Source organism: Stenotrophomonas sp. Steno-Z10-BAI, assembly GCF_056393115.1.
This window is the reverse complement of sequence record NZ_JBWJOZ010000005.1, coordinates 92,720-105,745: the sequence shown is the minus strand read 5'-3', so window position 1 is coordinate 105,745 and position 13,026 is coordinate 92,720. Positions and strand designations below refer to the sequence as shown.

At 66.7% G+C, this 13,026-nt stretch carries 12 protein-coding genes; 8 read left to right on the top strand and 4 right to left on the bottom strand.

Features of this window, described 5'->3' with window-relative positions:
• Positions 1-47: 47 nt before the first annotated feature.
• Both AC06E9_RS13655 and AC06E9_RS13650 read left to right on the top strand, forming a co-directional pair.
• Positions 48-1,688, top strand: a complete 1,641-nt coding sequence (locus AC06E9_RS13655) for an ABC1 kinase family protein (protein WP_172407541.1) — start codon at positions 48-50, stop codon at positions 1,686-1,688.
• 284 nt (positions 1,689-1,972) lie between these two features.
• A complete protein-coding gene (locus AC06E9_RS13650) occupies positions 1,973-4,075 on the top strand; it encodes a phosphoglycerol transferase I (RefSeq protein WP_121040670.1) in 2,103 nt (700 codons plus the stop codon).
• A gap of 170 nt (positions 4,076-4,245) precedes the next feature.
• Here AC06E9_RS13650 and AC06E9_RS13645 read toward each other — a convergent pair whose 3' ends face one another.
• Complete coding sequence (locus AC06E9_RS13645; RefSeq protein WP_478056234.1) at positions 4,246-6,693, bottom strand: DUF3772 domain-containing protein; 2,448 nt, start codon at positions 6,691-6,693, stop codon at positions 4,246-4,248.
• An 82-nt stretch (positions 6,694-6,775) separates the two neighbouring features.
• A complete protein-coding gene (locus AC06E9_RS13640) occupies positions 6,776-7,024 on the bottom strand; it encodes a hypothetical protein (RefSeq protein WP_121040674.1) in 249 nt (82 codons plus the stop codon).
• 183 nt (positions 7,025-7,207) lie between these two features.
• Here AC06E9_RS13640 and AC06E9_RS13635 point away from each other — a divergent pair, with 183 nt between their 5' ends.
• From AC06E9_RS13635 to AC06E9_RS13625, 3 genes are all read left to right on the top strand, one after another.
• Positions 7,208-7,702, top strand: coding sequence for a lipocalin family protein (locus tag AC06E9_RS13635; protein WP_152150882.1), 495 nt, complete (start codon positions 7,208-7,210; stop codon positions 7,700-7,702).
• Between the two features lie 7 nt (positions 7,703-7,709).
• Entirely contained in the window at positions 7,710-8,921 is a 1,212-nt protein-coding gene (locus AC06E9_RS13630) for an NAD(P)/FAD-dependent oxidoreductase (RefSeq protein WP_152150880.1), read from the top strand.
• Between the two features lie 98 nt (positions 8,922-9,019).
• Positions 9,020-9,526: a hypothetical protein gene (locus AC06E9_RS13625; protein ID WP_478056233.1), complete on the top strand. Its 507-nt coding sequence runs from the start codon at positions 9,020-9,022 to the stop codon at positions 9,524-9,526.
• 89 nt (positions 9,527-9,615) lie between these two features.
• Here the strand turns inward: AC06E9_RS13625 and AC06E9_RS13620 are convergent, their stop codons facing one another.
• Positions 9,616-10,050 (bottom strand): PepSY domain-containing protein, encoded by a 435-nt coding sequence (locus tag AC06E9_RS13620; RefSeq protein ID WP_152150876.1) that lies wholly within the window; start codon positions 10,048-10,050, stop codon positions 9,616-9,618.
• A gap of 140 nt (positions 10,051-10,190) precedes the next feature.
• Here AC06E9_RS13620 and AC06E9_RS13615 point away from each other — a divergent pair, with 140 nt between their 5' ends.
• From AC06E9_RS13615 to AC06E9_RS13605, 3 genes are read left to right on the top strand one after another with little or no spacing between them, the layout of a single operon-like run.
• Positions 10,191-10,490, top strand: a complete 300-nt coding sequence (locus AC06E9_RS13615) for a PepSY domain-containing protein (RefSeq protein ID WP_121040682.1) — start codon at positions 10,191-10,193, stop codon at positions 10,488-10,490.
• A complete protein-coding gene (locus tag AC06E9_RS13610) occupies positions 10,490-11,152 on the top strand; it encodes a response regulator transcription factor (protein WP_478056232.1) in 663 nt (220 codons plus the stop codon). Before AC06E9_RS13615 ends, AC06E9_RS13610 begins: the two co-directional genes overlap by 1 nt.
• Positions 11,149-12,474: a sensor histidine kinase gene (locus AC06E9_RS13605; RefSeq protein ID WP_121040686.1), complete on the top strand. Its 1,326-nt coding sequence runs from the start codon at positions 11,149-11,151 to the stop codon at positions 12,472-12,474. Before AC06E9_RS13610 ends, AC06E9_RS13605 begins: the two co-directional genes overlap by 4 nt.
• A 150-nt stretch (positions 12,475-12,624) precedes the next feature.
• Here the strand turns inward: AC06E9_RS13605 and AC06E9_RS13600 are convergent, their stop codons facing one another.
• On the bottom strand, positions 12,625-12,948 hold the full coding sequence (locus AC06E9_RS13600) for a DUF6122 family protein (RefSeq protein ID WP_121040688.1): 324 nt from the start codon (positions 12,946-12,948) through the stop codon (positions 12,625-12,627).
• Between the last annotated feature and the right edge of the window lie 78 nt (positions 12,949-13,026).

Sequence of the window (13,026 nt, the reverse complement as noted above, 5' to 3'; positions counted from 1 at the left end):
TGAATACCACGCCCGTCGTCACCGGTTCGCCGTCGCTGGTCAAGGGCATGAACCGCCGCAGCCAGATCCTGCGCCTGCTGTTGCGCTACCGTAATTCCGGCGTGTTTTCCGGCATGAACCTGGACGCAGGCGCGGTCCACGATGTGCCACCGGAGGGCAACCCGGAGCAGTTCGTCACCGACCTGGAATCGCTGGGGCCGACCTTTGTCAAGCTGGGGCAGATGCTTTCCACCCGCCCGGACATGGTGCCGGTGGAGTTCGCCACGGCCCTGGAGCGCATGCAGGAGAACGTCGCGCCGATCCCGGTCGAGCGCGTCGCGGCGATCATCGAAAAGGAACTGGGCGCGTCGGTATCCAAGCTGTTCGCCAGCTTCGACCCGGTGCCACTGGGCTGCGCCTCGATCGCCCAGGTGCACCGCGCCGAGCTCCACGATGGCCGCCAGGTGGCAGTCAAGGTGCAGAAGCCGGAGGTCGCCGCGCAGCTGCGCTCGGATCTGGAGGTGCTGCGCAGCTTCGCGCTGGCCGCTGACCACCTCACCCAGGTCGGCCGCCGCGTGCGCCTGCGCGACTGGCTCAATGAGTTCGCCAAAACCCTGATGCAGGAGCTCGACTACCAGGCTGAGGCCGAGAACCTGCAACGCTTCGGCCAGCACCTCAAGCCGTTCAAACCACTGTGGGTGCCGCAGCCGATCTGGGATTACTGCAGCCACCGCGTGTTGACCATGGAGCTGGCCCAGGGCGTGCGCGTGGACATGATCCCCGATGTGCGCCGCACCGAGCAGCCGATGGCGCCGCTCGCTGCGGCATTGATCCGTGGCTATGTCGACCAGATCTTCGTGCACGGCGAGATCCACGCCGATCCGCATCCTGGCAATCTACGCGTCACGCCAGCCGGTCGCCTGGCGATTTTCGATCTGGGGATGGTCGCGCACATGCCGCCACGCCTGCGCGAGCGCTTGTTGAAACTGCTGTTCGCGGCGGTGGATGGGCGCGGCGAAGAAGTCGCCGATGAAATCATCGGCATCAGCACACGGCTGGAGTTCTTCGATGAGGAACGCTATCTGCGCGAGACCGGGCAGATCATCGCGCGATATGCCGCCAACAGTAGCTTCTCCGAGGGCCGCGTGGTGTTGGACCTGGTCCGCATCGCCACCGCCAGTGGCCTGCGCACCCCGCCGGAGCTGAGCCTGCTCGGCAAGGCGCTGCTGAATCTGGAAACCGTGTGCCGGCTGCTGTCACCGGACCTGGATACGCGCCGCATCGTGGAGAAGCAGCTGCAGCACGTGATGCGCGCACGCCTGAAGAAATCACTGTCCGCCGCCAATCTCGCCAGCGAGGCGATGGAGATGCAGCAGCTGCTGCGCGATGGGCCGCGCAAGATGACCGACATCCTCGCGCTGCTCGCCGAGAACCGCCTGCAGATGAAGGTCACCGGGCTGGAAGAATCACGCCTGATGGAAAACCTGCAGAAGATCGCCAACCGCGTCTCTGCCGGCATCGTCACCGCCGCCCTGATTCTTGCTGCGGCGATGATGATGAAGGTCGATACCGGCTGGCATCTGTTCGGCTATCCAGCCATCGCATTCACCTTGATGTTGATCGGTGTGTTCCTGGGATTGGGCATCATCCTCAGTGCGTTGATTTTCGATCGTCGTGCGCGCTCGAAGGAAGAACGCGGGCACCGCTGACGCACCTGTCGCGCGTACCACGCATTCAGACCCAACGGAAAACACTGCGGAGAACGCACGATGCACTGCAGCATCGTGCGCATGTCTTCACGTGTGTTTTACGTCGCATATCGCAGTGCGATGCGTGTGTCGGAATGTCGTTTTCAACAAACATTTCAGTCAGGTTCGTGCAGGCATGATCGAGTCATCGGCTTGTCATGCATGTGTGGTTGGGACAGCCGGTCGGATGGGACATACGTCGTCATGACGTCCATCACCACCTGTCTCCACTGCCAAAAGTGCTTATGCTCTGGATCCTGCTGCTGTCTCTGTTGCTGCTCGCCTGGCTGTTCCTCGCATCTGACACATGGGTGTGGTGGAAGGCAAGCCTGATGTCATTGCTGCTGCTGACCCTCAGTGCGTGGTGGTTGATCAACAAGTTGTCCGGTGATGGTCTCAATGCCGCCACCCTGTACCACCTCGGTGCGGACATGGAAGGCGCCGGCATCGCCGATTTCAAGCACTACATCGCCGGCTTCATCGCACTGGCCCTGCTCTCGTTGTCCCCGCTGCTGCTGGCGCGCTTCCGTCGTCGGGATCGCCCCGCACATGGCAAGGCCGTGTTCGCCGGCTTCATGGCGATGTGGTTCGTCGCGATCGTGGTCAGCCCGCTCTACAGCGATGGTCAGCGCCTGTACCAGCAGATGCGCCCGGTCGACTACAGCATGGTCAAGGCCGAGTACCGCGTGCCACAGCAGCCGCTGACCAAGCCGCGCAACATCGTGTGGATCTACGGCGAAAGCCTGGAACGCACCTATCTCAATGAAACCACCTTCCCGGACCTGATGCCCAACATCAACCGGCTGGCCGCGCAGTCGCTGGATGTGCGCGGGCTGGTCTCGGCCGAGGGCGGTGGCTGGACCATCGCCGGGCTGGTCTCCTCGATGTGCGGCGTGCCGTTGACCACCGCCAAGGAAGACGAGAACAGCATGGGCCGCATGGGCAGCTTCCTGCCTGAAGCGGTCTGCCTGGGCGATTACCTCAAGCAGCAGGGCTACACCAATCACTATCTGGGCGGGGCCAACGGCCAGTTCGCCGGCAAGGGCCAGTTCCTGGCCACGCATGGCTTCGATACCGTCGACGACCTGGCCTGGTTCAAGCAGCAGAAGATCACCCGCGCGCACTTCTCGCCGTGGGGCGTGCATGACGATGTGCTGCTGGACAAGGCATACGACCGCTTCGTGCAGCTCTCGCGCAAGGGCGAGCCGTTCATGCTGACCACGCTGACCATGGACACCCATCACCCGGCCGGTCACCTGCCCGTGGCCTGCAAAGGCACCCGCTACCAGAGCGAGCACGGCAACATCGGCATGCTCAATGCGCTCAAGTGCACCGACGGGCTGATCGCCAAGCTGGTCGACCGTATCCAGGCCAGCCCGTACGGCGAAGACACCCTGATCGTGATCGCTTCCGATCACCTGGCCATGCCGAATGATCTCAGCCACATCCTCGCCAAGCAGGACCGCGAGAATCTGCTGCTGTTCCTGGGCAAGGACATCGCCCCGCGCCAGCTGACCGCGCCGGCCGGCTCGACGCTGGATTCGGGCGCCACCCTGCTGAGCCTGATCGATCCGGCCATCGATTCGATCGGCTTCGGCCGCTCGCTGCTGCACCCGGAACGTTCGGACAGTGCGAGTGCGGCGGTGTTCCGCGACAACGGCAAGGACTACCCGCGCTATCTCGCCTTCTCGCGCTCGCTGTGGCTGGGCGACAAGACCCGCCAGCTGCGCATCGATGACGACAACCAGGTGGTGATCGGCCTGCAGCATGTGCAGCCGCCGGTGCTGCTGGAGTACGACAAGCATTGGGATCTGAAATCGGTCTACCTGGAGAACACCTCCAAGCAGTTCGATCTGGCCGATCCGTCCAATACGCTGGCCTACGTGGATCGCTGCACCGCGTTCGAAGACGGCTCGGCCGATGGTGACTGGTGCGCGATGCTGGTCAACCAGGACAAGGGCATCAAGCTGTTCCGCGATGACCAGCTGCGCGGTGGCGTGGCGGTGGATGGCCCGCTGGATCCGTTCAACGGCCCGCGCCCGAGCATCCGCCAGGCGCACATGATCACCCAGAAGGGCCGCCGCACCCGCGCCGGCCAGTACATGGTGCAGCTGGTGACCAAGCAGTCACCCGACCGCGGCTTCTGGATCGAAGCGGTCTCCTCGCAGCGCAAGGTGGTGGTCGCCCAGCAGTGGGTACAGCCGGATGCCGAGGGTCGCATCAACCTGAGCTTCGGCCTGGACCACGAGGTCGATGATCTGGAAGTGCGCGCCTGGTTGAACCACGCCGAGAAGCTGGCCGTGGATACCTTCGCGCTGGTGCCGTCGCGCCGCGGCAACCGCGGCTGATGAGGTAACCCGGCCGGCCTCGGCGACCGTCGGCTGTCCCTATCGGTAGTGCCGGCCGCTGGCCGGCTCCCGGTTCTTTCTGCATCGTCTATCTGCCGGCCAGCGGCCGGCACTACCTGCATCGGGACGGTACCGACCATCGGTCGGCATCCGTCCGTCATCGGTTGCGCTTACGCGTGCGGGTCAGGCGCCGCCGGATCCCGCACCAGATGGATATCCGTCGGCGAGGACAGCGCGATCCCGGCCTCGGCAAACTTCTGCAGCACCGTGAAGTACAGCTCGCTGCGTGCGCCGTACACCGCACGCGGGCCTGACACGTAGGCGAAGCTGTTGATCGCGATCTGCCCATTGGCGATCGAGTCGATGAACACCGACGGTGCCGGGTCGCTCAGCACGCCCGGGTGATCGGTGTAGGCATCCAGCAGGATCTGCCGCAGCGCCGCCACATCGGTGTTCAACGGCACCGAGAACTGGATCTGGATCCGGCCCTGCGCGTTGCCCATCGTCATGTTGCGGATGGTCTTGGTGATCAGCTCGGAGTTGGGCACGATCAAGGTGGACTTGTCGCCGACCTGGATCTCGGTCGAACGCACGCTGATCCGCTTGATGTCGCCTTCCTGGTCGCCCAGCTTGACCCAGTCACCGATCTTGACCGGCCGCTCGGCCAGCAGGATCAGGCCGGAGACGAAGTTCTGGGTGATCGCCTGCAGACCGAAGCCGATACCGACCGAGAGTGCGCTGACCACCAGCGCCAGCTTCTCGAAGCCGATACCCAGCGCGGTCAGGCCCCACAACACCGCAGCGATGATGCCGAGGTAGCGGGTCACGGTGCTGATCGAGTTGCGTGCGCCGGCGTCCAGTTCGGTCTTGGGCAGGTAGGTATCGCTGAGCCAGCGTTGGAACGCCTGCATCACCGCCCACACCACCAGGAACACCAGCACCGCGTACATCACGCTGCTCGGCCTGAGCGTGGTCTCACCGATCTTCAGCCCACCGGACAGCGAATCCAGCCCACCGAGGAAGGCGTTGAGATTGCCGAACGGTGCCGCCAGCGCCAGCAGGCCAAGCACGATCACACCGACACGCAGCACCGCCGAGAGCAGCACGCCGGCCTGCTCCACCCGCGCCTCGCTGAGCCCGGTGGTCAATACGATGGTCTGCCCGGCGCGGCTGCTGGGCGCGAGCACCCAGGTGGCCAGGTCATCGGCAAACTTGAGCAGCAGCGAGACCGCCATGAACACCACCGCGACCCAGACCAGCTGCTGGGCCACGAACAGCGCGAAGTTGAGATACCCCAGCAGTGTGGCGATCACCGCCGCGGCCACAGCGATGTGGCCGACCAGGCGCACCAGCACGATCCAGCCACTGCGGCGAGGCGCCCCCCGCACCTTGCCATCACCACCGGCGCGGGGATCGGCCCGTGCTTCGGCCTCGGCGGCTTCGGCCGCCTGACGGTTGTGCATGCGCGCCAGCGAGGTCAGGATCGCGATGATCAGCCCCAGGTAGGTCAGCGCCATCAACCCATCGGCGGCCACCGTGGTCACCTCGCTGGTGCGGGCTGCACGGTCGAGGGCGACCAGCATGATGCTCAGCCAGGTCAGGCCGGCCGCGCCCCAGGCGTACTTGCGCAGGCGCAACGCCGCGCTGTCATCGAGCGACAGCAGCCGCCACGACGGGCGCTTGGGGACCAGCAGACAGGCGCTGAGCGCAGCGATGAAGGCGGCCACGAAGGTGGCTACCTCGAAGGTCTCGGCCACCTGCTGCAGGCGCGGCGGGATCGCGCCGATCGCGTCCAGCGATTCCACCAGGGCCACCGCCGCCAGGCCCGGCAACAGCGTGCCGACCAGCAGTAGCCACACCGCCAGGCCGGAGCGGCGCAGGCGTCCATCGGGTGCACGCTCGGAGGCGGCAAAGCGGCGCCCCAGCGCGCGCAGCCACAGCCGCAACGGGAAGAACAGCACCAGTGCGACCGCCAGGCCGATCAAGGGCGCGTTCCAGCCATGCTTGGCAATGGCTTTGCGGGCCGCGTCTTCGCCCAGGCGGTAAAGAATGGCCAGGCGGTGCACATCGTCCGGCACATCCTTGGCGAAGCTGCGCCACAGCGCAGGTGACAGCGGCGAGGCGACCTTGCGGCTCAGCTGTTCGCTGAACTGGGTGACCCGCATCTTCTCGATGCGCTCGCCGAGCTGCTTGGCATCCACTGAGAGCAGCTTGGCGCGGGCGATCTGCGCGGTGATGTCAGCCTTCTGCTGGTTCAGCGCCTTGCGCTGCCGGCTCACTTCCGGCGGCTCGACGGTGCCTTCGGCGACCTGGCCAAGCTGCTCGAGCCGCGCATCCACCTGCTGACGCTGCGGGTCGAGGGCGCTCTGCAGGCCGTCGGCATCGCGCTGGACGGCCAGGGCGCGGTCGGACAGCGCCTTCAGGGTTTCAGTGGTGCCCGCATCTTCCAGCGCGTCACTGGTGGCGCGCAGCTCTTTTTCGGCCTGGATCAGTTGTTTGGCCGGATCCGGGGGCGGATCCGTGGCCTGCCCGAGAGCGACCGGCGCGGCGCCGAGCCAGGTGAACAACAGCAGCCAGCCCAGCGACCGCACCACAAACGAAGAATGACGAAGCGACACGCCAGCACCAACGGTTCGCGCGGACCACCGCGCCTGCCCGCGACTATAAACCGGGCCCCGTTCAGAACAGGTATGCGGGCGCTCAGTACTTCAGGCGGAGCTCCTCGACCTGCGGCTGCAGGCGGGCATACCAGTCCTGGAACTCTTCCTCGGTGATCTCCTCGGGCGCGTAGACCGCGATCTCATCCCAGGCGTGATCGGTCGGCAACGGCTGCCGCGGCCCGGCGCGCAGGGTGTAGGTCACCCCCTCGTGGTCGAGCACATCGTCGGCGGTCTCGCGCTGCTGGCGGGCAACGCCGGTTTCGCTCTTGAGCAGAATCACCTGGTACATCCGCATCTCCATCGCTGTTGAAAGAAGCGCTGATGGCGCTCCGGCCCAGCATAGCGCCGCCCACGCGGTCGGAGCATGACGCATCGGCAACGCACCGTTCTCGACGCCGCACTCGCCCCGGCTTCACCCGGCCGTGGCAGCAGCCCCGGCATCGTGGAATCGCATTCCCACCAGCCGTTGCCCATGACCCCACATCCCGACCTGAAAACCGTTCCCGACCTGAAGCTGCCGCGATACCTGGGCACCTGGTACGAGATCGCCCGCCTGCCGATGAAGCACGAGCCGGAAGGCTGCACCGATGTGTCCGCGCACTACAGCCTGAAAGACAACGGCCACGTCGCCGTGGTCAACCGCTGCCGCATGGGCAGCGAGATCGAGCAAGCCGATGGCGAAGCCTGCCCCGTGGACAACGACACTGCGCGGCTGGAGGTCAGCTTCCTGCCCAAGGGCCTGCGCTGGCTGCCCTTCACCAAGGGCGACTACTGGGTGATCCAGATCGCACCGGATTACAGCGTCTCGCTGGTCGGCAGCCCGGACCGCAAGTTCCTCTGGCTGCTGGCGCGCACCCCCACGCTCGACCGCACCACGCAGGAGCACTACCTGGCCCAGGCACGGCTGCAGGGCTTCGACCTGACCGAACTGATCCAGACCCCGCACACCGGCCACCCCACCGCCTGAGGCTGCCATGGATCTGAAGAGCGGGTACCCGTTCTGGGCCGTGCGCAACGGCCTGATGCATGCCTTCCCACCGCTGGAGAAGGATCTCAACTGCGAGGTGCTGGTGGTCGGCGGCGGCATCAGTGGCGCGCTGATTGCGGACGAGCTGTGCGCGCACGGCCATGATGTGGCGCTGATCGAACAGCGCGACATCGGCTGGGGCAGCACCGCGGCCAGCACTGCGTTGCTGCAGTATGAGATTGACACGCACCTGATCGACCTGGCCCAACGCTACGGCGAGGACGCGGCGGTGCTGGCCTATCAGGCCTGTGCCGAGGCGATCCCGGCCATCTGCAAGGTGGCCGCGCCGTTCCGCGATGTGGACTGCCACCGCATGGCCAGCCTGTACTACGCGAGCAAGCGCGGGCACCAGGCGGTACTGGCCGAAGAGTGTGCACTGCGTGCCAAGCACGGCTTCGATGTGCGCTGGCTGGACAGCGAGGCGGTCCAGGCCGAGTACGGCATCCGCGCACCGGGCGCGATCCTCAGTGCGCTCGCCGCACGCATCGACCCCTACCGGCTCACCTACCGGCTGCTGATGCGGCTGCACACGCGCGGCTGCGGCGTCTACGACCGCACCGTGCTCGATACGCTCACCCCGACCCCGCGCGGCGTGACCGCCACCACCCTGGGCGGCGCCCGCATCCGTGCCCGCCATGTGGTGCTGGCCACTGGCTACGCCGGGCAGCGCTGGTTGAAGCCCTCGGTGGCCCGCAACCGCAGCAGCTACGCCTTCATCACCGATCCGATCCATCCGGACCTGCTCGGCCCCCTGCGCGAGACCATGGCATGGGAATCGGCGCGGCCGTATCTGTACCTGCGCAGCACCGGTGACCACCGGCTGCTGATCGGCGGCGAGGACGATGCCATCGATCTCCCGGCCCGGCGCGACCGGCGGGTGGAGAGCAAGACCGGCAAGCTGCTCAGGAAGACCGCCAAACTGTTCCCGCACCTGCCTTTGCAGCCGGCCTTCTCCTGGGGCGGCACCTTCGCCGAGACCCACGATGGCCTGCCGTTTTTCGGCCCGCACCCGCAATGGGGGCCACGGGTACTGTTCGCGATGGCTTACGGCGGCAACGGGATCACCTACTCCATGATCGGCGCCGGACTGCTGCGGGCGCGGATCGAACGCCGCCGGCATCCGCTGTCCACGCTGTTCGGATTTGACCGGTTGGGCTGAGTTCCCCTTGCAACGCACGCCATGACAGGCATCATTCAAACTACGGCTGCTAGCGTCAGCGCTGTCGGCCGTCCCGCCTGTCTGCTCCGGAGCCTCTCATGACCCGCCTGCTTCCCCTGCTGCTGTGCCTGTCCCTGCCCGGTGTGGCGCTGGCCCAGTCTGCGGCAGGCGCCACCGGCCCGCAGTCCTCGACCGGGCTGGATCTGAGCATTCCCGATGCGCCCATGCAGTACTTGAGCGATCAGTCCCTGCGCGGCGATCCGCCGGGCACGTTCTACGGCGATCGTACCGGCCGGCGCTCCACCGAGCGGGCCGCCAACGGCATCGCCCACGTGACCGATGACAAGCTGCGGGTCAACGGCAGCTTCACCACCGGCATCGGCTATTCCGAGAATTACGGCAACAGCCATTACAACGCGGCCGAGCTCAATCTGAGCAAGAACTACACCACGGACGAGGGAAACACCCGCAACGTCAACGTCAATATCCGGGTGAGCGAGGGCAAGGGCCCCGGCTTCTTCGGTCCGTATGGCTATGACGGCTTCGGGGGTTATGGCGGTTACGGCCGTGGCCCGGGCTACTGGGATTACCCGGCGCGCTGGTAAGCGCTAAGCGCTGCAGCCCCCAGGCAATGACGCGGACGGCCGGGGAATCCCGGCCGTTCGTACATCCAGTGCGCGGTAGCGCGGCCGGATCAGTCCCACCAGCCATCGCGCTTGCTGGCGAGCACGCGGCCATCGTAGCCACTCATGCGCACTTCCACGCGCTGGTTGCGGGCGTTGCGCGCATCCAGGGTCCAAGTCGCGCCATCGCGCTCGATCGATTCGATCTGCGTCAGCCCGGCCTTCCCCGCCAGCGCCAGGATCTGCCCGGCGTCCAGCACGGCGCGGCCATCGCGTGGATCGAAGATCTCGCCCTGGGTGTCATCGATGATCACTTCATCGACCGTGCCGTCCTTGCGGGTCACGTCCGCTTCCCACACGCCATCGTCGTGCTCCAGCTCATGCACCTGGGTGTAGCCGGCCGCGCTCAGCTTGGCCTGGACCTGGGCGGCCGACAGGTTGGCGGCAAAGGCCGGAGTGGCGAACAGCGCAGCGGCCAGGGCGGTAGCGGCAATCATCGTCTTCATGGGAATCCTTGAGGGGGCACCGGTCCATTCCGGCACCGCCAGTCTGGTCACCGCGCCTAACCAGACCATGAGGGCGACTGTTAGATACTGTTTAGACCGCCCCGGTATACCGGTGGCCTGCCCTTCGCCTGCGTGCCCGCATGTCTGCCCTGTCCCTGATGCTGCCCCTGCTGCTGACCCTCGCCCCGCAGGACCCGATGCGGGTGCTCGACGGTGGCAGCCGCCAGCAGGACAGCGTGCGCCAGGCGGTGCGCCAGGGTCGCTTCGTGCCGCTGGAACAGGTAGTCGCCGATGCGCTGCGTCGCTACCCCGGCAAGCTGATCGAGGTGGAACTGGATGACGGGAAATACGAGGTCGAGATCCTCGGCCCGGATGGCGTGGTGATGGAGCTGGATTACGATGCCGCGACAGGCCGCCTGCTGAAAATGGAAAAAGACTGATGCGCGTGCTGCTTGCCGAAGATGACGCCCTGCTCGCCCGCCGGCTGCAGACGCTGCTGGAAGAGGCCGGCTATGTGGTCATCCACAGTGCGGAGGGGCGGGATGCCGAGTACCAGGGGCAGATCGAGGACATCGCCGCGGCCGTGGTCGATCTGGGCCTGCCGGGCCTGGACGGGCTGAGCGTGATCGAGCGCTGGCGCCAGGCCGGGCGCGGCTTTCCGGTGCTGGTGCTGACCGCCCGCGCCCGCTGGCACGACAAACTGGCCGGCTTCGATGCCGGCGCCGACGACTACCTGACCAAACCCTTCCAGCCCGAAGAACTGCTGCTGCGCCTGCGCGCCCTGATCCGCCGCAGCGCCGGCCACGCGCATCCGCGCCTGCAGTGCGGTCCACTGGTGCTGGACGTCAACGCCGGCCGCTTCGAGCTGGACGGCGCGCCGCTGGCACTCAGCGCGCAGGAGCACCGCATCCTCAGCTACTTCATGCATCACCCCGATACCGTGTTGAGCCGCTCGCGGCTGGGCGAGAACGTCTACGAGGACGGCTTCGATCCAGACTCCAACACGCTGGACGTGCTGATCGGCCGCATCCGCCGCAAGCTCGGCAGCGAGCTGATCCACACGCACCGCGGCCAGGGCTTCCGCCTGTCGGCAACGCCATGACCACCGGCTCGCTGCGCACCCGCCTGCTGGTGGCCGGTGGCCTGGGCCTGGTGCTGGTGTCGGCCTTGGCGACCTGGTGGCTGGGCGCGATGTTCGAGCGTTCAGCGCGGACCGCGATGGATGAGCGCCTGGGCAACGACCTGATCGCGGTACTGGCACTGGCCGAAAGCGATGCCAACGGCCAGCTGCAGTGGCGCGACACGCTGGCTGACGAGCGCTACCGCCGCGTGTTCTCCGGCGACTACTGGCAGGTGCTGGACCAACAAGGCCGCCCGCTCGGGCAATCGCGCTCGCTGTGGGACGGCTCGCTGGCCGCGCCAAGCGCACTGCGACCGGGTCCGGCGCAGGCCTTCGATGCTCCCGGCCCGCTGCAGCAATCCCTGCGCGTGCTGGCCCAGCAGGTCACCCTGCCCCGCGCCGCCGCGCCGGTGATCGTGATGGTCGCCACCGACCGCAGCCCGTTGGATGCCCAAGTCGCCAGTTTCCGGCAACGCACCGCGCTCGCGCTGGCCGTGCTCATCGCTGTGTGGTTCGGCGTACTGGTGACCCAGGTGCATTACGGCCTGCGGCCGCTGGCCGAACTGGGCCGCATTGCCGGGCAGGTCCGCAACGGCGAGAACGTGCGCTTCCCGCAGCAGGGCCTGGTGAAAGAAGTCGCGCCGCTAGCCGGCCAGCTCAACGCGCTGCTCGACCATCATCAGCGCATGGTGGTACGCGCACGCCGCAGCGCCGAAGACCTGGCGCACGCGCTGAAGACGCCGCTGACCGTGCTCACCACCGAGGCCGAGGGCGACGGCAGCGACTGGCGCCAGACCCTGCGCAGCGAGACCGCGCGCATGCAGGCCAGCATCGATCGTTACCTCGCTGCAGGCCTGGGCGCCGACAGCCAGCAGCGCACGCCGGTGGCGCCGGTGGTGAGTGCGCTGTGCGGGCTGATGCAGCGCGTGCATGCCGCGCGTGGGCTGCGTTTTACGTGCGACAGCGACACCACGGGGGTATTCGCCGGTGCGCGCGAGGATCTGGAAGAGATGCTGGGCAACCTGCTCGACAATGCGGGCAAGTGGGCCAGTCACGCAGTGCGCGTGGAGGTGGCACCACGGGAGGGTCAGCTGCGCATCACGGTGAGTGATGACGGTCCCGGGCTTCCCGCGGAGCAGTTGCAGCACGTGCTGGAACGCGGCGTGCGGCTGGATGAGCGCGCGGCCGGGAGTGGGCTGGGATTGTCGATCGTGGCCGACATTGCCGAGAGTTACGGTGGAACGCTGGTGCTGGCCAATGGCGCGCCGGGGTTGCAGGCGACGTTGACGTTGCCGGCAGGGTAAGAGCTGCCCTCGCTGACGGCATTGCTTGTGCCGTTGGTAGTGCCGGCCGCTGGCCGGCTCCCCGACCCTGCGTGGTGCCGGCCAGCGGCCGGCACTACCGGTCATGTGTAGCGGATCGGAGGCTGCACGAGATCCACGCGTAGCGTGGATTCACCTGCCGGCGTGCATCCACCAGCAATCAATGGCATCCAGCACGATGTGGATGATCAGACCGATACCGAACAGCCGCGTCTTCTTCGGCACACACAACCCCGCGTATACCGCGATCGCTGGCGCCGTGTGCAATGGATGGAAACCGATGCTGCAGCGGTTCGGGGCGTAGATCGGGTCGGCCAGCAGGTGGTCCAGATCGATGATCCAGCCCAGCAGCATCAGCACCCAGGCGGACATGAAACGCTTGCGCCAGAACATCCACGCCAGCACCGCTGGTACGGCCGCATGCAGGAACAGATGAAAGATCGCGCGGGCGCTCATGGGGTTTCCAGGTGCCTTGAAGGAACCGACGGGCCGTGCCCGACGCTACCGACGACCGGGTGAGGCCCGAAGGCCATC